Origin of the sequence: Streptomyces sp. SDr-06 (assembly GCF_003324565.1) — a bacterium.
Taxonomy (GTDB): domain Bacteria; phylum Actinomycetota; class Actinomycetes; order Streptomycetales; family Streptomycetaceae; genus Streptomyces.
In genome coordinates, this window is the sequence record NZ_QOLA01000018.1 from 142,760 (window position 1) to 167,891 (window position 25,132).

A 25,132-nucleotide genomic window follows, 5' to 3' on the forward strand; every position below is an offset into this window, starting at 1 on the left:
ATCACCAAACACACACAGGATTTTGTAGCGCACGCCACATCACAGACAGGCAACCTCCCCAATAAACCGGACATAAGGGGGGACCCCGGCGGCGCATCCGCCACCGGGGTCCCCCGCGTCTCCGCCTGCGCGGGCCTCAATCAGCCCGCGACGACGGTCACTTCGCCGATGCCGAGCGCCCTGACGGGCTCCTCGATCTGCGCGGCGTCGCCCACGAGCACGGTGACGAGCCGGTCGGCCGGGAAGGCGTTGACGACGGCCGCCGTCGCCTCCACGGTGCCGGTCTCGGCGAGCTGCGCGTACAGCTGCGCCTGGTAGTCGTCCGGCAGGAACTGCTCGACCTGGTCGGCCAGCGTCGCCGCGACGGCCGCGGCCGTCTCGTACTTGAGCGGCGCGACGCCGACCAGGTTCTGCACGGCGGTCTCGCGCTCGGCGTCGGTGAGGCCCTCCGCGGCCAGCGTGCGCAGCACCTTCCACAGGTCGTCGAGGGCCGGGCCGGTGTTCGGGGTGTCGACCGAGCCGCTGATGGCGAGCATCGCGGCGCCACCGTCCGGCCCCGAGCGCAGAACCTGGCCGAACGCGCGCACCCCGTAGGTGTAGCCCTTCTCCTCGCGCAGCACGCGGTCGAGGCGGGAGGTCAGGGTGCCGCCCAGGCAGTACGTGCCGAGCACCTGGGCCGCCCAGACCCGGTCGTGCCGGTCGGCACCGACGCGGCCGATGAGGAGCTGGGTCTGGACCGCGCCGGGGCGGTCCACGATGACGACCCGGCCGGTGTCGTCGGCGGTGATCGGCGGGACGGGACGCGGCTCGGCCCGGTCGCCGGTCCAGTCGCCCAGGGTGTCCGCGAGGATCGCGTCGAGGTCGGTGCCCGCCAGGTCGCCGACGACCACGGCCACCGTCGTCGCGGGCCGCACGTACGCCTCGTAGAAGGCGCGCACCGCGGCCGCGTCGATCGGGGCGACGGTCTCCTCGGTGCCCTGGCGGGGCCGGGACATGCGCGCGGAGGCCGGGAACAGCTCCTTGGAGAGCTGCTTGGCGGCGCGCCGGGCCGGGTTGGCCTGCTCGTGCGGGATCTCGTCGAGCCGGTTGCGCACCAGCCGCTCGATCTCGGAGTCGGCGAACGCAGGGGCGCGCAGCGCCTCGGCGAGCAGCGAGAGCGCCCTGGGCAGCCGCGAGACCGGCACTTCGAGGGAGACCCGCACGCCGGGATGGTCGGCGTGCGCGTCGATGGTGGCGCCGCACCGCTCCAGCTCGGCGGCGAACTCCTCGGCCGAGTGCTTGTCGGTGCCCTCGGTCAGGGCGCGCGCCATGATCGTGGCGACACCGTCGAGGCCCTCGGGCTCGGCGTCCAGCGGTGCCGCGAGGAAGATCTCCACGGCGACGACCTGCTGGCCGGGCCGGTGGCAGCGCAGCACGGTCAGGCCGTTGGCGAGCGTGCCGCGCTCGGGGGCCGGGAAGGCCCACGGGGTGGGGGTGCCGGCGGCCGGCTGCGGGTGGAACTCCATGGTCACGACAGCGTCCGTCACTGGCCCGCCTCTTCTTCCTCTTCGTTGCCTGCCTCGGGTGCCGCGATGGGCTCGTACACCAGCACCGCCCGGTTGTCGGGGCGCAGCGTCGCCGCGGCGACCGCCTTGACCTCGGCGGCGGTGATGTCCAGGACCCGGTCGACCGCGGTCAGGGCGAGCTGCGGGTCGCCGAACAGCACGGCGTACCGGCACAGTTCGTCGGCGCGGCCGGCGACCGTGCCGAGCCGGTCGAGCCACTCGCGCTCCAACTGGGCCTGGGCGCGCTCCATCTCCTCGTCGGTGGGGCCCTCCTCGGCGAACCGCGCGAGCTCCTCGTCGACCGCCGCCTCGATGTCGGGGACCTCGACGCCCGCGGACGTCTTGACGTCCAGCCAGCCGAGCGAGGGGGCGCCGGCGAGCCGCAGCAGGCCGAATCCGGCGGCCACCGCGCTCTGGTCGCGGCGGACCAGGCGGTTGTGCAGCCGGGAGGACTCGCCGCCGCCGAGGACGGTGAGCGCCAGGTCGGCGGCGTCGGCCTCGCGGGTGCCGTCGTGGGGCAGCCGGTAGGCGGCCATCAGCGCGCGGGCCGGGACGTCCTCCTCGACGACCTCGCGCAGCTGCCCGCCCATGGTGCCCGGCAGCGCGCCGTCGCGCGGCGGCTGCTTGCCGTCGTGGCCGGGGATGGAGCCGAAGTACTTCTCCACCCAGGCCAGCGTCTGCTCGGGGTCGATGTCGCCGACCACCGCGAGCACCGCGTTGTTGGGCGCGTAGTACGTACGGAAGAAGTGCCGGGCGTCTTCCAGGGTGGCCGCGTCCAGATCGGCCATCGAGCCGATCGGCGTGTGGTGGTAGGGGTGGCCCTCGGGGTAGGCCAGGGCGGTCAGCTTCTCGAAGGCGGTGCCGTAGGGCACGTTGTCGTAGCGCTGGCGGCGCTCGTTCTTCACGACGTCGCGCTGGTTCTCCATCGACTCCTCGTCCAGCGCGGCCAGGAGCGAGCCCATGCGGTCGGCCTCCAGCCAGAGCGCGAGCTCCACCTGGTGGGCGGGCATGGTCTCGAAGTAGTTGGTGCGCTCGAAGCTGGTGGTGCCGTTCAGCGACCCGCCGGCCCCCTGCACCAGCTCGAAGTGGCCGTTGCCGTGCACCTGCTGGGAGCCCTGGAACATGAGGTGCTCGAAGAGGTGGGCGAGGCCGGTGCGGCCCTTGACCTCGTGGCGCGAGCCCACGTCGTACCAGAGGCACACCGCGGCGACCGGGGTCAGGTGGTCCTCGGAGAGCACCACGCGCAGGCCGTTGGCCAGTCGGTGCTCAGTCGCTGTCAGGCCGCCGGAGCCGGCCTGCGCTGTGGCCGTGTGACCCATGGGCATGTACGTCCCTTCGTTCGCGATGTGCAGTACCGCAGTGTGAAGTACTGGCGGGAGAAAGTCCTGAGTGAAGAAGTCCTGCCACTGTATGCAAGCGCGTGGGCACCTGGCGAAGTTCCCGGGTCGCGGTCGGCGTTGTCAGTGGGACGGTCCACAATGGTCGGCATCAGACCCGATCCGGTACGTGAAGGAGCAGCAGCCGCGATGGCCCGCCGCAGCACGAAGACCCCGCCGCCGCCCGACGACTTCGAGGAGCGGATCCTCGACATCGACGTCGTCGACGAGATGCAGGGCTCCTTCCTCGAGTACGCGTACTCCGTGATCTACTCGCGGGCCCTGCCGGACGCCCGGGACGGGATGAAGCCCGTCCAGCGCCGCATCGTCTACCAGATGAACGAGATGGGCCTGCGCCCCGACCGCGGGTATGTGAAGTGCGCCCGCGTCGTCGGCGAGGTGATGGGCAAGCTGCACCCGCACGGCGACGCCTCGATCTACGACGCCCTGGTGCGCATGGCGCAGCCGTTCTCGATGCGCCTGCCGCTGGTGAACGGCCACGGCAACTTCGGCTCGCTCGGCAACGACGACCCGCCGGCCGCCATGCGGTACACCGAGTGCAAGATGGCCGACGCCACGTCGCTGATGACCGAGTCGATCGACGAGGACACGGTCGACTTCGCGTCGAACTACGACGGCCAGGAGCAGGAGCCGGTCGCCCTTCCGGCCGCCTATCCGAACCTGCTGGTCAACGGCTCGTCCGGGATCGCGGTCGGCATGGCGACCAACATGCCGCCGCACAACCTGGGCGAGGTCATCGCGGCGGCCCGCCATCTGATCCGGCACCCGGGCGCGGACCTGGAGGCGCTGATGCGCTTCGTGCCGGGTCCCGACCTGCCGACGGGCGGCCGCATCGTGGGCCTGAGCGGCATCAAGGACGCGTACGAGTCGGGCCGCGGCACCTTCAAGATCCGCGCCACCGCCTCGGTGGAGAACGTGACGGCCCGCCGCAAGGGCCTGGTCGTCACCGAGCTGCCGTTCACGGTCGGCCCGGAGAAGGTGATCTCCAAGATCAAGGACCTGGTGGGCTCGAAGAAGCTCCAGGGCATCGCCGATGTGAAGGACCTCACCGACCGTTCGCACGGGCTGCGCCTTGTCATCGAGATCAAGAACGGCTTCGTCCCCGAGGCCGTCCTGGAGCAGCTCTACAAGCTGACGCCGATGGAGGAGTCCTTCGGCATCAACAACGTCGCCCTGGTCGACGGCCAGCCGCTGACCCTGGGGCTCAAGGAGCTCCTGGAGGTCTATCTCGACCACCGCTTCGACGTGGTGCGCCGACGCAGCGAGTTCCGCCGCACCAAGCGCCGGGACCGGCTGCACCTGGTCGAGGGCCTGCTCGTCGCCCTGGTCGACATCGACGAGGTCATCAGGATCATCCGGTCGAGTGACAACTCGGCACAGGCGAAGGAGCGGCTCATCGAGCGCTTCTCGCTGAGCGAGATCCAGACGCAGTACATCCTGGACACGCCGCTGCGCCGGCTCACGAAGTTCGACCGGATCGAGCTGGAGAGCGAGCGCGACCGGCTGACCGGCGAGATCGACGAGCTGACCGGGATCCTGGAGTCGGACGGCGAGCTGCGCAAGCTGGTCTCGGCCGAACTGGCCGCGGTCGCCAAGAAGTTCAGCACCGACCGGCGCACGGTCCTCCTGGAGTCGGCGGGCGCCCCGGTCGCGGCCGTCGCCCTGGAGGTCGCCGACGACCCGTGCCGGGTGCTGCTCTCCTCGACGGGCCTGCTGGCCCGCACCGCCACCGGCGAGCAGTTCGTGGCGGGCGAGGACGACAAGCGCGTCAAGCACGATGTCGTGGTCTCGGCGGTGCCCGCGACGCAGCGCGGCGACGTGGGCGTGGTGACGTCCGCCGGGCGGCTGCTGCGGCTCGCGGTGATCGACCTGCCGCAGCTCCCGGACACGGCGTCCGCGCCGAACCTGTCGGGCGGCGCGCCGATCTCGGAGTTCCTCTCCTCCCTGGAGCCGGACGAGACGGTGGTGTGCCTGACCACGCTCGACGAGTCCTCGCCGGGCCTCGCGATCGGCACCGAGCAGGGCGTCGTCAAGCGCGTGGTGCCCGACTACCCGGCGAACAAGGACGAGTTGGAGGTCATCACCCTCAAGGACGGTGACCGGATCGTGGGCGCGGCCGAGCTGCGCACGGGCGAGGAGGACCTGGTCTTCATCACCGACGACGCCCAGCTCCTGCGCTACCAGGCGAGCCAGGTGCGCCCCCAGGGGCGGCCCGCGGGCGGCATGGCCGGCATCAAGCTGGCCGACGGCGCCAAGGTCATCTCGTTCACGGCGGTCGACCCGGCCGGGGACGCGATGGTGTTCTCGGTGGCGGGCTCGGGGGCCACGCTGCTCGGCGACACGGCGGTGTCCGCGAAGCTGACGCCGTTCGACCAGTACCCCCGCAAGGGCCGGGCGACCGGCGGGGTGCGCTGCCAGCGCTTCCTGAAGGGCGAGGACAAGCTGGTGCTGGCCTGGGCGGGCCCGGCCCCGGTCCGCGCGGCCCAGGCCAACGGCGCCCCGGCGCAGCTGCCGGAGCCCGACCCGCGCCGTGACGGCTCGGGCACCCCGCTGCCCTCCCCCGTGGCGATCCTGGCGGGCCCGGCCTCGTAGCGGGAGACGCGTCACTTACGTCAACTAGTCGACAGGGCCGGGGAGTTCGTCGGACTCCCCGGCCTCGTGCGGTTCCTGCCCGGGCTCGGGCACGTAACGCAGGACACCCCACATCGCGTGCTCGGGCGGGGTGACGCCCGGGTCCGCCACGCACCCGGCGAGCTGCTTGTCCAGGGCGGGCGCGTCGATGCCCGCGCCGATGAGGACGAGTTCGGTGCGGCGCTCCTGCCCGCCCGTCCAGGGCTCGGGGTAGAAGCGCAGGAAGCGGCCGACGGCGTGCACGGCGCACCGGTTGCGGGGGTCGGCGGCGCCGAAGTCGATGAATCCCTTGATGCGGTAGAGGCCTTCGGGCCGGGTGTCGAGGAAGGCCATCAGACGGCGCGGGTCCAGGGGCACGTCCGAGGTGAAGGCCAGGGATTCGTACCCGGTGTGCAGATGGGCGGGTCCGGCACAGCCGTCGTGGTCGTGGCCGCCCTCGGCGCAGCCGCCCGCCGCGGGTAGGTCGTCGAGCAGGTCGTCGAAGGCGAGCTGTCCCACCCGCTGCGTCAGCGGCCTGCGGTCGAAGAAGAGCTCCGGGTCGACCCGGCCGTACGCGGCCTCGACCACCGCGGCCGTCCCGGCGAGCGCGGTGCGCAGCCGGGCGAGGTCCGCCTCGTCGACCCGGTCCGTCTTGTTGAGCACCACCAGGTCCGCGACGGTCAGGTGCCGTTCGATCTCGGGGTGCCGCTCACGCGTGGCGTCGTACTCGGCGGCGTCCACGACCTCGACCAGGCCTCCGTACACGATCCGCGGGTTCTCGCTGGCCAGCACCATCTTCACGAGCTCCTGGGGCTCGGCGAGTCCGCTCGCCTCGATGACGATGACGTCGAGGCGGGCGGCGGGCCGGGTCAGCTTGTCCAGGTAGAGGTCGAGCTCGCCGGCGTCCACGGCGCAGCACAGGCAGCCGTTGCCGAGCGAGACGGTGGAGTCGCCGAGCTGACCCGCCACCGTCATGGCGTCGATCTCGATGGAGCCGAAGTCGTTGACGATGGCCCCGATCCGGGTGCCCCGGCAGGCCCTGAGCAGATGGTTGAGCAAGGTGGTCTTGCCCGAGCCGAGGAAGCCCGCGAGGACGATGACGGGGATCTGCTTGCTCGGGCTGCTCACCTGGGGCCTTTCTCAGACTGCGGGTACGGGCCGCGGCGGGGGCGGGCCCACGTAGCGGGCCGCCGGGCGAATGATCTTCGAGTCCGCCGACTGCTCCAGGATATTGGCGCTCCAGCCGACCACGCGGGCGGCGCAGAAGGTGGGCGTGAACATCTCGCGGGGCAGCCCGCACAGCTCCATGACCACCCCGGCATAGAACTCCACGTTGGTGTGCAGCTCGCGGCCCGGCTTGAGCTCGGCCAGGATCGCCTCGACCTGGCGCTCCACCTCGACGGCGAATTCCACCAGCGGCCCGCCGAACCCTTCGGCGATCTTGCGCAGCATGCGCGAGCGGGGGTCCTCGGTGCGGTAGACGGGGTGCCCGAAGCCCATGATCCGGTCGCCCGCCAGGACGCGTTCACGGATCCAGCTGTCGATGCGGTCGGGGGTGCCGATGGCGTCGAGGGTGTCGAGGGCGCGGCTGGGGGCGCCGCCGTGCAGGGGTCCGGAGAGCGCGCCGATCGCGGCCACCAGGCTCGCCGCGACGTCCGCCCCGGTGGAGGCGACGACGCGGGCGGTGAAGGTGGAGGCGTTGAAGCCGTGGTCGATGGTCGAGATGAGGTACTGCTCGACGGCCCGTACGCGTTCGGGCTCCGCCGGTGAACCGGTCAGCATGTAGAGGTAGTTGGCGGCGTACGGAAGGTCGTCGCGGGGTTCGACCGGTTCGAGCCCCTGGCCGAGCCGGTGCAGGGCGGTCAACAGCGTGGGCACGGCGGCGCAGGCGGCGAGCGCGTCCTCGGCGCGCCGGCCGGCGTCCAGGTCGTACACCGGCCGGAAGCCCTTGGCGGCGCCGAGGAGCGAGAGCGCGGTGCGCAGTCCGGCGAGCGGACCCGCCAGGGCGCCGGTGCGGGCGATGCCGGGCAGCGCCTCGCGGACCCCGGCGGGCAGATGGCGCAGGGCCGCGGTGCGGGCGGTGAAGGCGGCGCGGGCCTCGGTGTCGGGCAGCTCGCCGTGGAACATCAGGTGCCAGACGTCCTCGAAGGAGCGGCTCTGCGCGAGCTCGACGGCCGAGTACTGGCGGTAGTGGTAGAAGCCCTCGCGGCCGCGGACGTCGCCGAGTTCGGTGTCCGTGACGACGACGCCCGCGAGCCCGCGGGGTACCGCGGCGGGGGCGGTGCTGGTGCTGGCCATGTGGCTGCCTCCTTCAGTTCTTCATATTGACTCGACTGTCTATGATTGACTCAACAGCTGTCAACATTGATTGAATCAATATGGATACGGTGGCCCCATGACGGATCAGGCACGGCTCACCACCCGCGAGGCGGCGGAGCGGCTCGGCGTGAAGCCCGAGACGGTCTACGCGTACGTCAGCCGCGGGCAGCTGAGCAGTGAACGCGCCCCCGGCGGTCGCGGCTCCACCTTCGACGCCCGGGAGGTCGACGCGCTGGCCCGGCGAGCCGGCCGCCGGGAGCAGGGCGGCGCCGGCAAGGACGGCGAGCTGAGCTTCCGCACCGCGATCACCCTGATCGACCGGGACCGCTACTACTTCCGCGGCGTCGACGCGGTGGAGCTGGCCACGGCGTACGGCTTCGAGGAGGTCGCCGAGTGGGTGTGGACCGGGGAGCTGACGCACGGCCCCCGGTTCACCGCGCCCCAGCAGTTCCTCGACGCGGCCCGGCTCGCCGTCAACGCGCTGCCGGTGCACAGCGGCTCGATGGACCGGCTGCGGGTCGCCGCCGTCGCGGCCTCGGCGGCCGACCCGCTGCGCTTCGACCTCGACGCCACCGCCGTGCTCGGCTGCGCCCGCATGCTGATCCCCACCCTGGTGGGCGCCCTGCCGACGGCGGGCAAGCGGCACCGCGGCGAGGGCCGGACGGCCTGGCAGCTGTGGCAGCGCCTCACACCCCGGCCGCCTGACGAGCCGTCCATTCGCTTGCTGGACACGGCACTCGCGCTGCTCATCGACCACGACCTGGCCGCCTCCACGCTCGCCGCCCGGGTCGCCGCCTCGGCCCGCGCCCATCCGTACGCCGTGGTCTCGGCGGGGCTCGGGGCGCTGGAGGGGCCGCTGCACGGCGCCGCCAGCGGGCTCGCCCACCGGACCCTGACCGAAGTGCTCGAACGCGGCGGCGCCGCCCCGGTCGTCGCCGACCATCTGCGCTCCGGGCGGCGCCTGCCGGGCCTCGGGCACCGGCTCTACCCGGGCGAGGACCCGCGCGCCCAGGCCCTGTTCGCCCTTCTCGGGGCCCTCCCGCAGGCCACCGACGCGCTCGCGGCGGCGCGCGACCTGGTCGACACGACGGCCCGGCACACCGCCCTGCACGCCAATGTCGACCTGGCGCTCGCCGTCATGAGCGTGGCGTTCGGCATGCCCGCCGAGGCCGGCGAGACGGTGTTCGCGGTGGCCCGCACGGCGGGCTGGATCGCCCACGCGCTGGAGGAGTACGCGCAGCGCCCGCTCCGGATGCGGCCGAGCGGCATCTACACCGGCCCCCGCCCGCCGCGCCCCCTGCCCTCCTGAACTCCCCCTGCCTCAGGGGGCGTACGCCTCCAGTTCGCCGATCTGGGCGGCGGGCCATCCGGTGTTGGCGGTCACCGTGAGCCGCAGATAGCGGGTGGCGGTGTTCCCCGGCAGGGTGAGCGTGACCTGGTTGCCGCTGGCCGGGTCGAAGGCGCAGCCCCGGCTCGCCAGGAGCTGCCCGTACCCGCTGTTGTCGGCGCTGCCGAGCACGGAGAGCGTCTCGGTGCGGGCGCCCCAGGCGGTGGCGGGAGGCAGCTTCAGGACGAGGCGGCCGACACTTCGCACGGCCCCCAGGTCGACGGTGATCGACTGCGGGAACGCGTTGTTGGCGCTCTCCCAGTAGCTCCCGGCATCTCCGTCGACGGCCTTGGCCGCGTCGTAGACCTGGGTGTGCGAGGTCTCGGTGACCGGGCGGCCCTTGGCCAGGTTCGGGTCGGCGGGCGGGCTGCTCGGCGGCGGCGAACTGGGCCCGGTGGGCGGCGGGCTGCTCGGCGGCGGGGTGGTGCCGCCGTGATCGTAGTTGGGCTTGGGCCACTCGCCGCAGTAGGTGGCGGGCAGCTTGCCGTTCCAGCCGGAGTTGCCCGGGCCCTGGGTGAGGGCGAGGTTGCCGCCGAGGCAGCTGTAGACCGGCTCGCTGAACCCGAGGTTCTTCGCCGTGACGCCGGCCATGCTGAGCTGCGCCGGATCGTTGAACTGGAGGGCGAAGGTGCCGGTGCCGTCAATGTTGACGTTGTTGAAGGTGACCCCCTTGGTGGTGCCGGACACGAAGTGGATGGCCGCGTAGGAGCTGTCCAGGATGTCGGTGTCGGTGACGTTGACGGTCGCCTTGTCCATGGTGCTGTTGCGGGAGTCGAACCAGACCGCGCCGATCGGGAAGGGCCAGCCGAGGTCGGCGTTGCCCGCCCGGATGGTGGTGTTGCGGGCCAGCGTGATGGTGCCCTGGACGTCCGTGCCGCTGCCGGGGTTGACCCCGTCGAACCGGTTGCCGACGTGCAGTCCGCCCCCGTTGGTCACCGTGTCCGCGACCACGTTGTCGGTCACCGCGTTGTCCTTGCCTCCGTACAGGGCGATGTTGTTGGCGAGGACGGGCGCCACCACCGTGTTGTTCCTGAACGTGTTGCCGGCGTCGGTCACGGTGTCCGACCACATGGCGAGTCCGTCGTCCCCGGTGTTGCGCAGCAGGGTGTTCTCGACCGACGAATGGGTCACTCCCCAGTGGAAGTTGACGCCGTCGGCCATCTGGTCCAGGATCCGGCTGTTCTTGATGTGGAAGTCATCCATGGGGCCGTCCATCCAGGCCCCGACCTTGGTGTGCTGGAGCCACACGTCGTCGACGGTGGAGTTGCTGAGCGCGCCGCCGATCCCGTTGACCTGATCTTCGTCGACCCGCTCGGTGATCTCGCCGATCAGCGCGAAGTCCTTCAGGGTGACGTTCCGGCTGGGGCCGCCCGACTCGTAGGGGCGTATCTGCCCCTTGTAGCCGCCGCCGGTGACGTACTTCCCGTAGATCCCGGCGGCCCGGGTGCGGTCGGTGGAGCTGCGGCCGGTGAGCACCGAGTACCAGGGGCCCGCCCCGGCCAGCGTCACCTGGTCCACCACCACGTGGTCGGTCAGCCTGAAGGTGCCCGTGGGGATGTAGACCTCCTTGCCCTGGGCCCTGCCCGCGTCGACCGCCTGCTGGAAGGCGGAGGTCGAGTCGGCCGCCCCGCTCGCGTCGGCGCCGTAGTCCGTGACGGAGAGCGATCCCGCGGGCCGCGCCACCGGGTCCGGCACGCGTTCGAAGTCGGCGAGGTCGACGACGGCCCACGGCGTCGCGGTGGTCGAGGGCAGGGTGACGCGGACCTTCGCCCCGGCGGGCAGGGTCGTGCCGAGGAGCGTGCGGGTCTCGTCGTAGAAGTGGTGCGGCTTGTCCCCGGGCTGGTTCTGAAAGGGGTAACTGCCGTAGAACCAGCCGTACTTGGAGGTGAAGGTCACGTCCTTGAGCCTGGTTCCGCCGGAGCTGATCTCCATCGGCGTGCTGAGGCCGGTGCCCGCCGCGTTGTCGGGGACGCTGTAGCGCAGGTCGACGGCGTTGGCCGGCTGGGTGAGGGTGAACTCGACGTACTGGCCGGGTGCGTCGAGCCGCACCGCGCTGCGGCCGGAGGCCTCGGAGGGCAGCGAGGTGTAGGTGCGGTCGGGGCCGATCACCGTGCCGTTGGTGGCGGCGGCCTCCGCCTCGATCTCGGTGAACGGCACGGCGGCGCCGCGGCCCGCCACGGACAGAGGGGACAGCGGGGCGGTCCCGGCGGCCGAGGCGGCGGCGCCGCCCGCGGCTCCGACGGCGCCGAGCGCGACGACACAGGCGAGTGCCGCGACCGCGGCGGCGGCCCGCCCGGCGGCCGTGGCACGGCGCACGGCGAGGGTCCGTCCCGGTGGGGGTGGTGGCTCGGGGGACGGCGCACCGATCACGGATCGGATCATGCCCATGACAGTTCCTTCCTGGTGGGGGGAGCGGGGATGGCGCGGACGGGGTCAGGCGCGCAGCCAGACCGCCGTGTCCTTGGGGAGGAGCCCGCCGGTCAGGGGGCCGCTCGCGAGGAGGAGCGTGCGATGGTCCGGGAGCCGGACCGGCTCGTCGGCGAAGTTGACGACACAGCGAAGGCCGTCCTCACGGGCGAAGGAGAGCACGCCGTGGGGTGCGTCCAGCCACGTCAACGCGCCGTCGCCGAAGCCCGCTTGGACCTGTCGGACGGCGAGGGCGCGGCGGTAGAGGCTGAGCATGGAGGACGGGTCCCGGTCCTGGCGGTCGGCGGCGTAGCGCGCCCAGTCGGCGGGCTGGGGCAGCCAGGGTGTGGCCCACGGATCGGCGCTCCAGGGCAGTGGCACGCGGCAGCCGTCGCGTCCCGGGTCCACCCCGCCGGAGCGGAAGTGCATCGGGTCCTGGATGCGCTCCGGCGGGATGTCCGCCTCGGGCAGGCCCAGCTCCTCGCCCTGGTAGAGGTAGACCGAGCCGGGCAGGGCGAGGGAGAGCAGGGCGGCGGCGCGGGCCCGACGGGTGCCGAGCGCCAGGTCGGTGGGGGTGCCGAAGCGCTTGGTCGCGAAGTCGAACCCGGTGTCCTCGCGGCCGTAGCGGGTGACGGTGCGGGTCACGTCGTGGTTGCACAGCACCCAGGTGGCGGGCGCGCCGACGGGGGCGTGTTCGGCGAGGGTGTCGTCGATGGAGGCGCGCAGCAGGTCCGCGTCCCAGGGGCAGGCCATGAAGATGAAGTTGAAGGCGGTGTGCAGTTCGTCGGGGCGCAGATAGCGGGCGAAGCGCTCGCTGTCGGGCAGCCAGACCTCCCCGACGAAGATCGCGCCGTACTCGTCGGCCACCGCCCGCCAGGAGCGGTAGATGTCGTGCAGTTCGTCGCGGTCGATGTAGGGGTGCCGGTCGGCGCCCTCGGTGAAGTCGGGGAGCGCCGGGTCCTTGGCGAGCAGCGCCGCCGAGTCGATGCGGACGCCCGCCACTCCCCGCTCGAACCAGAACCGCAGCACGTCCTCGTGTTCCTGGCGCACCGCGGGGTGGGCCCAGTTGAGGTCGGGCTGCTGGGGAGTGAATAGATGGAGGTACCACTCGCCGTCCGCGACCCGGGTCCAGGTGTCCCCCGCGAACTGCGACGGCCAGGTGTTGGGCGGCAGTTCGCCGTGCTCACCGCGGCCCGGCCGGAAGTGGAACAGCTCGCGCTCGGGGCTGCCGGGCCCGGCGGCCAGTGCGGCCCGGAACCAGGGGTGCTGGTCCGAGATGTGGTTGGGCACGATGTCGACGATGGTGCGGATGCCGAAGCCGCGCGCCTCCGCGATGAGCTTCTCGGCCTCGGCCAGGGTGCCGAACGCCGGGTCGATGGCGCGGTAGTCGGCCACGTCGTAACCGCCGTCGGCCAGCGGGGACAGGTACCAGGGGGTGAACCACAGGGCATCGACGCCCAGTTCGGCGAGGTAGGGCAGCTTGGCCCGGACGCCCGCGAGATCGCCGGTGCCGTCGCCGTCTCCGTCGGCGAAGCTGCGTACGTACACCTGGTAGACGGCGGCCGAGCGCCACCAGTCGTCGCTTTCGTGGGCTGCCACGGGAAGGTCCTTTCGGGCAGGTGGGATCCCGCCGCCGGCCCCCCGTCGTTCAGCGGGGGCATGGTGGAGGGGCCGGCGGCGGAGTGCGGGGAGGGCGGGAGGGGGCGTCAGCCCTTGAGGCCGCCCGCGGTGAGACCGCTCATGATGTTGCGCTGGAACACGAGGAAGAGCACGAGAGTGGGGACCGACGCCATGGCGAGCGCGGCCGTGAGCCAGTTCTCGGGCACTCCCTGGGCGAGCGAGTAGATGCCGACGTTGAGGGTCTGCTTGCCGGGGTCGGGCAGGGTGAGCATCGGCCAGAGGAAGTCCTTCCAGACGCCGACCACCGCGAAGATGGAGACGACGCCGAGGATCGGCCGGGACAGGGGCAGCACCACCGAGCGCAGCGTCCGCAGCGGGGAGGCGCCGTCGATGGACGCGGCGTCCAGGAGCTCCCTCGGGATCGAGTCGAAGAACCGCTTGAGCAGGAAGATGTTGAAGGCGTTGGTGACCGAGGGCAGCCAGATCGCCCAGGGCGTGTTGAGCAGGTTCCGCCGGAAGATCGGCACGTCGAGCACGGTCAGGTACTGGGGTACGACGAGGACGGCCGCCGGGATCATGAGGGTGGCCAGCATCATCGCGAGGATCGCCCGGCCGAGGACCGGCCTCAGCTTGGACAGCGAGTAGGCGGCGGCCACGTCGAGGACGAGCTGGAAGGCGAGCGCGCCGACGGCGTACCAGACCGTGTTGAGCAGGAGCCTGGCGAAGTCCATCACGCGCCAGGCGTTGGTGAGGTTGTCGGTGTGCACACCGTGCGGGACCAGGGTGGGCGGGATCCTGGTGAACTCCTCTGTTGATTTCAGCCCGTTGACGGCCATCCAGTACAGCGGCCCGATGAAGACGAGCGTGAACAGGAGCATCACGACGGCGAAGACGGTCCAGTAGACGATCTTGCCCCGGGTGCGGCCGAGGGTGGCCGGTGAGATGAGCGTGCGTGTCGACATGGGTTCCCCCACTCTCCGGACCTACTGGTCACCGTCGCGGCTGAGCCGCACGTACACCGCCGAGAAGCCCGCGAGCAGCACCAGCAGGCACAGGCCGAGTGCCGCGGCGCCGCCGTAGTTGTTGAAGTTGAAGGCGTACTGGTAGATGAGGTAGACGACGGTCGTCGTGGAACCCTCGGGGCCCGCGCCGTTGGTGAGCAGGAACGGCTCGGTGAACACCTGCATCGTGGCGATGATCTGCATCAGGAACATGAGCGAGAGCACGAGCCGGGTCTGCGGGACGGTGACGTGCCAGATCTTGCGCAGCAGCCCGGCGCCGTCGAGTTCGGCGGCCTCGTACAGCTCGCCGGGAATCCCCTGGAGGGCGGCGAGGTAGACGAGGGTGGCGCTGCCCATGTTCATCCAGGTCGCAGCGATCACCACCGAGAGCATGGCGGTGTGAGTGGACTGGAGCCACTGCTGCTGCTGCAGGCCGAACAGCTCGAAGACGCGGTTGAACAGGCCGTACCCGGGGTCGTAGAAGTACTTGAAGAGCAGCACCGAGGCGACCGGCGGCAGCATCACCGGCAGGTACACCAGCAGCCTCAAGTAGCCCTGGCCGTGCCGGAATTCATTGAGCAGGACGGCGACCAGGAAGGGCAGCACGAAGCCGAGGACCAGGGCGAGGCCGGTGAACAGCAGGGTGTTGCGCCAGGCCTGCCAGAACGCCGGGTCGTGGAAGACATAGCGGAGGTTGGACCAGCCCGCCCAGGTGGTACGGCCGTCCTTCGTCTTCTGGAAGGCGAGCACGAACTCCCTGACCATCGGGTACCAGGAGAAGAAGGCGAAGCAGAGCACGGCGCCGATCAGGAAGCCGTGCGCGGTGAGGTTGCGCCGCAGGGCCCGGGCGAATCCGCGGGGCCTGGGCAGCGGGTGGCTCCGGGGCGGGCGGGCCGTTTCCCGTGTGGGCAGTGTGGAGGCCGACATCGTCACTCCTGAATCCGGGGCGGGCGGGGCCGGAGGGCACTCCGGCCCCTGCCGCCGTGCGCGCTACTGGTTCGCCAGGACCTGATCGACCTGCTTCTGGGCGGTCGAGAGCAGCGCCGCGATGTCGGCGTCCTTGTTGGTGAGCACCGCGGACATCGCGTTGTCGAGGACCTTGTAGACCTCCTGCGCCTTGGGCGGCTCCGCTTTTCCGGGGACCGGCTTGGCGAGGTAGGGCGCGAAGTTGGCGACCGGCATGGTGGCGTTGTCGGTCCGGGACTTGAGGTCCGCGGCCTTCACGTCGCCGGTGAAGAAGTTCGGCTGCGGCACGCCGACGGGCAGCTGGTCGGCCTTGGTGCGGGCCCAGTCGAACTGGCCCTTGCCGGGGCTGAGGTTCTTGAAGTTGAGCCAGGCGATCGCGGCCTTGATCTTGTCGGGCGAGCTGCCCTGCTTGATCATGTAGCCGTTGCCGCCGGTGAGCGTGGCCCTGCCGGCGGGAATGGGGCCCATGCCGAAGTTCTCGTACTTGGCGCCGAGTTGCTGGACCATGTACGCGATGTCGTCGGGTGCGGCGAGGAACATGCCGAGCTTGTCGGCGGTGATCTGCTTCTGGAGGTCGCCCCACTTCAGGAGCTGGGTCCTGCTCATGCTCTGGTCGCTCCAGCGCATGTCGTGCAGCTGCTGGAGGACCTGCCTGCCGGTGGCGTTGTCGAAGGCGGCCTTTCCGTCGGGGCCCACCACGTCGCCGCCGAGGCTGTAGAGGGCGGCGGTGAAGTGCCAGCCGCCGGTGTTCTCCGCGCTGTATTCGCCGTAGCCGTAGACGCCGTTGCCGAGCTTGGCGATGGCCCGGGAGTCGGCGCGCACCTCGTCCCAGGTGGCCGGAGGCTTGTCCGGGTCGAGCCCGGCCTGCTGGAACAGCTTCCGGTTGATCATGATGCCCATCTGGTAGTTGCTGGTGGGCAGGCCGTACATCTTGCCGTCCTTCTTGTACACCCCCATCACGGCCGGGTCGATGCTGTTCAGGGCCGGTACGGACGCGGCGGTGACGTAGGCCGAGATGTCGGCGGCGCCGTTGTTGTCCAGGACCTGCTGGAGATCGGTGAAGTACGTGTAGAAGACGTCCGGTTGGGACTTCGCCTTGAGGGCGGCGGTGAAGCGGGCGGGCTCCTCGCACTGGCCGGGCGTGGACTTGCCGATGATGTGGACGTTCGGGTAGGTCCTGTTGAACGTCGCGACGTCCTGCTTCCACTCCCTGAGCTCGGCGGCCTTGGCGGCCGGCGGCATGCAGTCGATGGTGAGGTCCACCTTGGCCCCGGGGTCGAGCGGGGCCGCGGGGTCGCTCGACCCGCTGCCGGGCCGGTTGCCGCCGCTTCCCGTGTCGCTGCTGGTTCCGCAGGCGGCGAGGGCGGTGAGCGCGACGGCGCTGACGAGTGCGAGGGCGGTGCGGCGTCCTGGTCGTGCGGGGCTGAACGAGGTGCGTCTCATCGGAGGACCCCTTCGGGGAGGAGCGTCGAGGCCCGGCCGGCGGCAGCGGGGCGCGGCACACTCAACCACCGGCATCACATCAGCGCAATATCTCGCGCCAATTTCGTAAAACTTCGACAGTCCGTTGTACGCGTGGGATGCGGCGGGCGCACACAACGGCGCGCCGGGCGGCAGTGGCCCGGCGCGCCGGAGGAGGACGGTACGGAAACGGCTAGCGGGGAACCTGCGCGGTCGAGCCGCGCACCACCAGCTCGGGCTCGAAGAGCAGCTCGCCGGGGGGCACCACGCCGCCCTGGATCTGCGCGGACAGGAGCTCGACGGCGGCGCGGCCCATCGCCTCGATGGGCTGGCGGACCGTGGTCAGCGGGGGCTCGGTGCAGTTCATGAACGCGGAGTCGTCGTAGCCGACGACGGAGACGTCGCGGGGCACGTCGAGGCCGCGCCTGCGGGCGGCCCGCACCGCGCCGAGCGCGAGCGGGTCGCTGGCGCAGATGATGCCGGTGACGCCGCGCTCCAGGAGCCGGGAGGCCGCGGCCTGGCCGCCCTCGAGGGAGAACATGGCGCGCTCGATCCGGTCCTCGCCGAGCTCGCCGCCGGCCGCCGCCAGCAGCGCGCGGGCCGCGTCCAGCTTGCGCCGCGAGGGGACGTGGTCGGGCGGCCCGAGCACCAGGCCGATGCGCTGGTGGCCGAGCGAGACCAGGTGGCGCCAGGCCTGTTCCATGGCGACCGCGTCGTCGCAGGCGACACAGGGGAAGTCGAGGTGCTCGATGGCCGCGTTGATCAGGACGACGGGGACCTTGCGGTCGGCGAGCTGCCGGTAGTGCCCGTGCGGGGCCTCCATCTGCGCGAAGAGGCCGCCCGCGAAGACGACACCCGAGACCTGCTGCTGAAGGAGCAGGTCGACGTAGTCGGCCTCGGAGACGCCGCCCTTGGTCTGGGTGCACAGGACCGGGGTGAGCCCCTGTTGGGCGAGCGCACCGCCGATGACCTCGGCGAACGCCGGGAAGATGGGGTTCTGCAGCTCGGGCAGAACCAGGCCGACGAGCCGGGCCCGCTCGCCGCGCAGCTGGGTCGGGCGCTCGTAGCCGAGCACGTCGAGCGCCGTGAGCACGGCCTGCCGGGTGGATTCGGAGACTCCCGGTTTGCCGTTGAGCACTCGGCTGACCGTGGCCTCGCTGACTCCTACCTTCTTCGCCACCTGAGCAAGTCGTCGCGTCATGCGCGCAAGACTAGCGCAAGCCATGCAAGCGGTTTGCGTTCCGATGAGCCGAGGTGCGGACGCGACCGGGCCTGGTTCGGCGGGCATGCGGGATGCCGCCCCGGCGAACCGGGGCGGCATCCGCGATGGCCTCCGTTACGGGTTGATGTTGATCTTGAAGGTGGAGGTGGTGTTCCTGATGTCCTGCGCGTTGCCGCTCAGCTTCAGGTCGTTGAACGTCACCTCGCCGACGGCCGGCCCCTGACCGGGTTCGGGCTGCTCGTTGGCCCAGATGCCGAACCCGGACTTGGCGTCGAAGGCGTCGCCGCTCTTCTTCGCGCCGCTGATGCTGACATGGGTGAGCACGCTGTCCTTGACGGGGTACAGCGGTGTGCCGCCGTTGTACTTCGTCTGGAACATGATCCCGGAGTACGTGGGGTCGGTGATGTCCAGATCACTGACGCGGATCCCCTGGAACTCGTACTCGGCGGAGTACATCCACAGCGCCCCGAAGGCCTGCGCGCCCCAGAAGTGCCCGCCGGCGCGCACCAGCGAGATGCCCTGGAAGTTCGTCGGGTCGCTGCCGAAGCCGAGCGCCGGGATCGACCCGAACTTCAGCGTGCCGATGGTCAGTCCGGGATAGGTGAGCGTGTCGGCCGCGTACAGGTTCCGGAAGGTGTTGGCGGTGCCTCCGTAGACGGCGAACCCGGCGGCCCGCCAGGTGAGCAGGGCGCTCAGGTTCTGGAAGACGTTGCCGGTCTCGTCCGCGTTGTTGATGTCGGTCGCCGGGAACAGCGCGAAGCTGTCGTCTCCGGTGGAGCGGGCCTCCACATTGCTGATGGTGTTGTCACTGCTGCCGTTGGTGAGGTTGATCCCGTCCGCGTACAGGTCGCGGACCCGGGAGTTCTCGATGGTGATGTGGTCGGTGTTGGTGCCCCAGTACAGGCACATCATGTGCTCGACCCACACGTTGTCGATGGTCATGTTCGCGACGTTCGACCAGTTGAAGACCTTGCCGGGGCCGTCGTTGCGCGAGGTGTAGTTGCCGAAGAAGCCGAAGCCGGTGAAGGAGGAGCCGTTGGCGGAGGACTGGACGTCGAACCCGGCGTCGGTGTTCTCCTGGTCGGCCGGGGTGGCGAACCGGGTGAACCAGGGGCCCGCGCCCACCACCTTGACGGCCTTGCCGTAGACCTGGAACTTGTTGCTGGTCGCGTAGGTGCCCGGCGGCAGATAGACGCCGACGAGCCTGCCGGTGGTGTCCATCCGCACCGCGTCCAGGGCGTTCTGCACATCCTGCTGAGTGGTGCCGGACGGCACGGCATAGGCCGCCGGATCCGGGTTGGGCACCTGGCTGACCTGCTCCAGGTCGATGAAGTCGATCGCGTACGTGGAGGAGTTCGCGGCGTCCTTCTGGAGCCGGATGGTGCTGCCCGCCTTGACGGTGTCGCCGAGCAGGACGTTGGCCTCGTCGTAGATGTGGCGCGGGCCTCCGGAGCCCGGCGAGTTGCTCGGGCTCGCCTCGGCGCCGTACTGCCACATGTACTTCGAGGTCAGGTCAATGGCTTTGCGGAAGGTGCCGTCGACATAGAGGTCCAGGGTCGCGTTGATGCCGCCACCGCCCGGGGCGTCCGGCAGGGAGAAGCGCGTCACCAGGCTGTTGGCATCGGCGCGGGCGGTGAACTCCACATAGTTCCCGGTGGAGTTGAGCGTGACGGCTCTGCGGCCGGAGGCTTCGCCCGCGAGGTCGCCGATGGTCCGGTTGGGCCCGACGACCTGGGCGCCGCCGCCCGTCACCCCGTCCTCCGCCTCATAGGTGTCGTACGGCATGCTGGCCCCGCGCCCGACGAAGAAGGCCCGCGAGCTGGTGTTGTTGGCGCGCTTCACCGGCAGTTCGTTGGCATCGTCCGCGATCACCACCTTCGCCGTGTACTTGCCGTTGACGGCCGTCCAGTTGCCGAGGCTGACCGGCGGCGCCGTGGTGCCCGGTGCGAGCGCGCCGTCGTAGGCACCGGTGAGCGTCTTCACCGGGGCGCCCTTGTCGTCGAGCAGGGTCAGCGTGAGGGGGTGGCTGCCGCCCGCCGTGGCCAGGGTGCCCTGGTTCTTCAGCGTCACGGAGAAGGCGACCGACTGGCCCGCCGAGGGGGCGCTCGGCGACCAGGCGACCTGGGCGGCCACCAGGTCGGAGGAGTCGACCGGCTTGATGACCAGGGGGCTTCCCGTGAAGCTGTTGTTGGTCTCGTTCTGTTCGATGACGGTGTTGTCCGGATCAACGACCGCGCTCAGCGGATAGGTTCCCGCGTCGTGCGTGCCGATGGAGGCGCTCACCGTCTGCGCGGCGCCGGCCGCCAGCGCGCCCACGGTCGCGGTGGCCGCCTTGGAGCCGCCGAGCTGGAAGGCGACGGTGGTCGCGGGCGAGGCGCTCGTCCCCTTGTTGTGCACGGTCGCCGCCAGCGTCACGGCGTCCGACTCGACGGGTGCGGACGGGCTGGCCGTCAGCGCGGTGACCTCCAGATCCGGGTTGGGCGCGGGCACCCCCACGACCTGGAACTCCGCGATCTGCCCGCCCGTTGCCCCGGTGTTGGAGGTGAACCTGAGCTGGACGTCGGCGACCCGCGCCGCGACCGGTATGGCCACCGTGTTCCCGCTCGCCGGGTCGAAGGTGTAGTCCTTGGCCGGCACGAGGCCGGTGTAGGACGAGGCGCTCTGCTCGCGCCCGAGCACCTCGATGTTCTGGGTCCGCCTGCCCCAGGCACTGTCCGGATTGAGCTTCAGGACCACGGTGTTGGTGTCCGCGTTGGCGCCGAGCTTGACGGTGAGGGTGCTCGGGTAGCCGCCCGGGGCGCTCTCCCAGTAGGTCGCCGTGTTGTTGTCGTCGGCGTTCTCGGCGACGAAGGCGAACGCGGCGGAGGAGGCCGTGATCGGCTTGCCCACGGCGAGGTTGGAGCCGTCCCCGCTCGACGTCCCGTTGCGGGTCACGGTGTTGCTCGCGGCGGACTGGTTGCCCGCCGCGTCCCTGGCACGCACGTAGTACGAGACGGTCACGGTGACCGGCTCGCTGTCGGTGTACGTGGTGACATCGCCCGCCACGGTCTTGAGCAGCTGGTTGTTGGCGTAGACGTCGTACCCGGTGACACCCACGTTGTCGCTCGAGGCCGTCCAGGCGAGCTTGATCTGCCCGGCCGCGGGCTCGGTGAAGGCGAGTCCCGAGGGCGCGGTCGGGGCCTGGGTGTCGCCCGAACTCCCCTTGCGTGTCACGCTGTTGCTGTCGCCCGACTGGTTGCCCGCGGCGTCCTTGGCCCGGACGACATAGGTGACCGTGGCGCTCGCCGGCTGGGTGTCGGTGTACGCGGTGACGTTCCCGGCCACGCTGGTGCGCAGCTCGCCGTTGGCGTAGATGTCGTATCCGGTGACCGCGGTGTCGTCGGTGGCCGCGTCCCAGGTCAGCCGGATCTGACCGGCCGACGGCTCGCTGTAGGCGAGGTTCCTCGGGGCGGTCGGCGGCTGCGTGTCGCCGGTCGCCGGGCCGTAGATCTCCAGCTCGGAGAGTTGCGCGCCGGGCTGGACCGTGTTGGCCGAGACGAGCACCCGCAGATAGCGGGTCGTGGCCGGGCCGAACGCGACGGGCACGGTGAGCCCGTTGGCCGGGGTGAAGTCGTAGCCCTGGGACGCGGTCAGATCGGTGAAGTCGGTGCCGTTGGCGCTGCCCTGGACCTTGAGGGTCTGGGTGCGGGCTCCCCAGCCGTCCGGCAGCTTGAGGACCACCTTGTCGACCGGGACGGTGGCACCCAGGTCGGCCTGGAGCCACTGCGGGAAGGCGTTGTTGGCGCTCTCCCAGTAGCTCGCCTTGTTGCCGTCGTTGGCGTTGGCCGCGGCATAGGTCTGCGTGGAACTGCTCGCGGTGAGGGTCCTGCCGAGGGCGAGGTTGGTGCCGTCGCCTTGGTTGGCCGCGTGCACTTCGAGGGAGGAGAGCTGGGCCGCCTGCCAGCCGGTGTTCGCCGTGATGGCGATCCGCACGATCCGGGCCGTGGAGGCGGCGAAACCGATCCTGACCGTATTGCCCGAGCTCTGCGTGAAGGCGTACGCCGCCGAGCCCACCAGAGTGGTGAATCCGGTGCCGTCGGTGCTGCCCTGCACGGACAGGGTCTCCTTGCGGTCGCCCCAGGAGGCGGGGAGCTTCAGGACGACCTCGTCGATGCGGCTGGGGGCGCCGAAGTCGGTCTGTATCCACTGCGGGAAGGCGCTGCCCGCGCTCTCCCAGTACGTCGACTGATCGCCGTCGGTCACGTTCTTGGCGACGTAGGGCCCGTTCGCGCCGGAGGCCGACGCGGGCTTTCCGGCGGCCAGGTCCGGGCCGCCCGCCGCCGAGGCGGAGAGCGTGGGCCAACCGATCATGAACAGGCTGGTGGCGAGGACCGCGGCGAGCAATCGGACCCGCGTACGCCATCTCCAACGGTGCGTTCTCATGTGTCCCCGATCTGCGCGACTAGGGGGAGGTCTCGGCCAGGGCTCCTGCCGACCGAGTTTCTGCAGAAAAGCGCCCGATAATTTGCGCTGGGCGGTGAGAGAGTTGCAGAGATGCGTCCATGCGTCCATCCCCGCGACCGGCCGGGAAGCCGGGCGTACCACGCCGTCCGACGAACCGGAACGATCGCTTTCCTCCGCGTCACCGGCGCGTAGTGCGGCTTTCTCCGCAGCCCGACAACGGCCCGCAAGATATCCGCAAACAGCGCAAGCGAATTTCGGCGCGCCGAGTGGCGCGCAAGGAACCTCGCGGAGCCGTCCGGGGACCTGCCGGAGACCTTCGCCGCGGCGTTCCCGGTGATCGCACGGTGATCCCTCGGGGATTTCGGGAAGCGACCCGGGGCGTCTAACGTGCCTACCCATGACCGCCCCACCCACCAGGACCGCACCGCGTCGGCGGCGGCTGGGCTGGCCGCGGCGCGTCTTCTCCCAGGTGCTGCTCATGCAGCTGACCATCGCCGCCGGAGTCGCCGTGCTGGCGACCGGGCTCTTCCTGGCCCCGCTCAGCGCCCAGCTCGACGACCAGGCCATGCGGCGCGCGCTCGCCATCGCCGAGGCCACCGCGGCCCAGCCGCAGGTCGCCGACCACCTGCTGGCCTCGCGCCCCACCGCCGACGGACCGGTACAGGCCGAGGCGGAGCGGGTCAGACGGGCGACGGGCGCCGAGTACGTGGTGGTCATGGACGCCCGGGGGGTGCGCTGGTCGCACACCGACACCGCGCAGATCGGCCGGCCGGTCTCCACCGACCCGAGCGACGCGCTCGCGGGCCGCGACGTCATGGAGATCGACAGCGGCACCCTGGGCCGCTCGGCCCGGGGCAAGGTGCCGCTGCGGGACGCGGGCGGCCGGATCGTGGGGGCCGTCTCCGTGGGCATCGAGTACGACAGCGTGCGGGCCCGGCTCCTGAACGCGATCCCGGGCCTGCTCGCCTACGCGGGCGGAGCGCTCGCGGTGGGCGCGCTCGCCGCGTACCTGATCGCCCGGCGCATCCACAAGCAGACCCGTGACCTGGCCTTCTCCGACATCTCCGGGCTGCTCGCGGAGCGCGAGGCCATGCTGCACTCCATCCGCGAAGGCGTGGTCGCGCTCGACCGGGAAGGCCGGATCCGACTGCTCAACGACGAGGCGCAGCGCCTCCTGGGCGTCGGCCCCGAAGCCGGGGGCCGGGCGCTGGACGAGGTGCTCGGAGCGGGACGTACGACCGATGTGCTCGCCGGCCGGGTCGAGGGCAGGGACCTGCTGACCGTGCGCGGCCACCGCGTCCTGGTCGCCAACCGGATGCCGACCGACGACGGCGGTGCGGTCGCCACGCTCCGCGACCGCACCGAGCTGGAGCGGCTCGGCCGCGAGCTGGACTCGACGCGCGGCCTCATCGACGCCCTGCGCGCCCAGGACCACGAGCACGCCAACCGGCTGCACACCCTGCTGGGCCTGCTCGAACTGGAGCTGTACGAGGAGGCCCTCGAATTCATCACGGAGGTCGTCGGGGTGCACCGGGCCACCGCCGAGCAGGTCACCGAGAAGGTGAGGGACCCGCTGCTCGCCGCCGTCCTCGTCGGCAAGGCGACGGTCGCCGCCGAGCGCGCGGTCGCCCTGAGCCTGTCCCCCGCCACCGCGCTGCCGGACCGGCTCGTCGACCCGCGCGGCCTGGTCACGGTCACCGGCAACCTCCTGGACAACGCGCTCGACGCGACGGCCGGGACGCCGGGCGCCGAGGTCGAGGTGGAACTGCGCGCCGAGGGACGCACCGTCGTGCTGCGGGTCCGCGACAACGGGCCCGGCATCCCCGCCGAGCAGCGCGCGCTGGTCTTCACCGAGGGCTGGACCACCAAGGAGCCGCCCGCGCACGGCAAGCGGGGGCTCGGGCTCGCGCTGGTCGGCCGGTTCGCGGAGCGGATGGGCGGCAGTGCGCGGGTGGGCACGGCTCCCGGCGGCGGGGCGGAGTTCACCGTCGTCCTGCCCGACGCGCTGAGCGAGGCGCTGGACCGGCCCGCCGGGGACGGCCGGCGGAACAGGGCCACTCAGGAGGCGCGATGATCGACGTACTGGTCGTGGACGACGACCCCCGGGTCGCCGGCATCAATGCCGCGTACGCCGGAAAGGTTCCCGGATTCCGGGTGGTCGCCCAGGCGCATTCGGCGGCGGAGGCGCTCGCCCGGATCGTCGAACGACCGGTGGACCTGGTGCTGCTCGACCACTATCTGCCGGACGAGAACGGCCTCGCGTTCGTACGGGAGTTGCGCGGGCTCGGCCATCACACCGACGTGATCATGGTGACGGCCGCCCGTGACGTGGCGACCGTGCAGGCCGCGATGCGCCAGGGCGCGCTCCAGTACCTGGTCAAGCCGTTCACCTTCGCCGGCCTGCGCACCAAGCTGGAGGCGTATGCCGTGCTGCGCCGCACCCTGGACGGCGGCGGCGAGGCCGAGCAGGCGGAGGTCGACAAGATCTTCGGCGCGCTCTCGGTGCCCGCCGAGCCCGATCTGCCCAAGGGCCACTCCCCCACCACCGCAGACCTGCTGCGCAGGGTCCTCAAGGAGGCCGAGGGCCCGCTCTCGGCGCAGGACATCGCGGAGCGGGCCGGGGTGAGCCGCCAGACGGCCCAGCGCTATCTGAAACTCCTGGAGCGGGCGGGCCGGGTACGCCTCGGCCTGCGTTACGGCGAGACCGGCCGCCCCGAGCACCGCTACGAGTGGGCCGCCTCGCTGTAGGAGGCGGC

At 71.3% G+C, this 25,132-nt stretch carries 15 protein-coding genes; 4 read left to right on the forward strand and 11 right to left on the reverse strand.

Annotation, left to right across the window (positions count from 1 at the left end):
• Positions 1-140: 140 nt before the first annotated feature.
• Complete coding sequence (locus tag DT019_RS29250) at positions 141-1,505, reverse strand: M16 family metallopeptidase (RefSeq protein WP_114039977.1); 1,365 nt, start codon at positions 1,503-1,505, stop codon at positions 141-143.
• A gap of 17 nt (positions 1,506-1,522) precedes the next feature.
• Entirely contained in the window at positions 1,523-2,863 is a 1,341-nt protein-coding gene (locus tag DT019_RS29255) for a M16 family metallopeptidase (RefSeq protein WP_114039978.1), read from the reverse strand.
• Between the two features lie 207 nt (positions 2,864-3,070).
• On the opposite strand from DT019_RS29255, the gene DT019_RS29260 reads away from it, so the two are divergent.
• A complete protein-coding gene (locus DT019_RS29260; protein WP_114039950.1) occupies positions 3,071-5,533 on the forward strand; it encodes a DNA topoisomerase (ATP-hydrolyzing) subunit A in 2,463 nt (820 codons plus the stop codon).
• A 24-nt stretch (positions 5,534-5,557) separates the two neighbouring features.
• Here the strand turns inward: DT019_RS29260 and DT019_RS29265 are convergent, their stop codons facing one another.
• Positions 5,558-6,679: a CobW family GTP-binding protein gene (locus DT019_RS29265; protein ID WP_114039951.1), complete on the reverse strand. Its 1,122-nt coding sequence runs from the start codon at positions 6,677-6,679 to the stop codon at positions 5,558-5,560.
• 12 nt (positions 6,680-6,691) lie between these two features.
• Complete coding sequence (locus tag DT019_RS29270) at positions 6,692-7,849, reverse strand: citrate synthase/methylcitrate synthase (protein WP_114039952.1); 1,158 nt, start codon at positions 7,847-7,849, stop codon at positions 6,692-6,694.
• Between the two features lie 97 nt (positions 7,850-7,946).
• Here DT019_RS29270 and DT019_RS29275 point away from each other — a divergent pair, with 97 nt between their 5' ends.
• A complete protein-coding gene (locus DT019_RS29275; RefSeq protein WP_114039953.1) occupies positions 7,947-9,179 on the forward strand; it encodes a citrate synthase in 1,233 nt (410 codons plus the stop codon).
• A 12-nt stretch (positions 9,180-9,191) separates the two neighbouring features.
• Here the strand turns inward: DT019_RS29275 and DT019_RS29280 are convergent, their stop codons facing one another.
• The 7 genes from DT019_RS29280 to DT019_RS29310 all read right to left on the reverse strand — a co-directional run bounded on the left by DT019_RS29280 (position 9,192) and on the right by DT019_RS29310 (position 22,355).
• The gene (locus DT019_RS29280) at positions 9,192-11,645 is read right to left on the reverse strand and encodes a discoidin domain-containing protein (RefSeq protein WP_223279823.1); all 2,454 of its coding nucleotides are present in this window, start codon (positions 11,643-11,645) and stop codon (positions 9,192-9,194) included.
• Positions 11,646-11,690: 45 nt separating this feature from the next.
• Positions 11,691-13,262 carry a glycoside hydrolase family 13 protein gene (locus tag DT019_RS29285; RefSeq protein WP_114039954.1) on the reverse strand — a complete coding sequence of 524 codons (1,572 nt, stop codon included), beginning with the start codon at positions 13,260-13,262 and terminating at the stop codon, positions 11,691-11,693.
• 107 nt (positions 13,263-13,369) lie between these two features.
• The gene (locus DT019_RS29290; protein WP_114039955.1) at positions 13,370-14,245 is read right to left on the reverse strand and encodes a carbohydrate ABC transporter permease; all 876 of its coding nucleotides are present in this window, start codon (positions 14,243-14,245) and stop codon (positions 13,370-13,372) included.
• 21 nt (positions 14,246-14,266) lie between these two features.
• Complete coding sequence (locus DT019_RS29295; RefSeq protein WP_114039956.1) at positions 14,267-15,211, reverse strand: carbohydrate ABC transporter permease; 945 nt, start codon at positions 15,209-15,211, stop codon at positions 14,267-14,269.
• Between the two features lie 63 nt (positions 15,212-15,274).
• Positions 15,275-16,693, reverse strand: coding sequence for an ABC transporter substrate-binding protein (locus DT019_RS29300; RefSeq protein ID WP_114039957.1), 1,419 nt, complete (start codon positions 16,691-16,693; stop codon positions 15,275-15,277).
• Between the two features lie 211 nt (positions 16,694-16,904).
• The gene (locus DT019_RS29305; RefSeq protein ID WP_114039958.1) at positions 16,905-17,912 is read right to left on the reverse strand and encodes a LacI family DNA-binding transcriptional regulator; all 1,008 of its coding nucleotides are present in this window, start codon (positions 17,910-17,912) and stop codon (positions 16,905-16,907) included.
• Between the two features lie 135 nt (positions 17,913-18,047).
• Positions 18,048-22,355, reverse strand: coding sequence for a discoidin domain-containing protein (locus DT019_RS29310; protein WP_114039959.1), 4,308 nt, complete (start codon positions 22,353-22,355; stop codon positions 18,048-18,050).
• A gap of 418 nt (positions 22,356-22,773) precedes the next feature.
• On the opposite strand from DT019_RS29310, the gene DT019_RS29315 reads away from it, so the two are divergent.
• A complete protein-coding gene (locus tag DT019_RS29315; RefSeq protein ID WP_114039960.1) occupies positions 22,774-24,450 on the forward strand; it encodes a sensor histidine kinase in 1,677 nt (558 codons plus the stop codon).
• A complete protein-coding gene (locus DT019_RS29320; protein ID WP_114039961.1) occupies positions 24,447-25,124 on the forward strand; it encodes a response regulator in 678 nt (225 codons plus the stop codon). Before DT019_RS29315 ends, DT019_RS29320 begins: the two co-directional genes overlap by 4 nt.
• Positions 25,125-25,132: the final 8 nt, after the last annotated feature.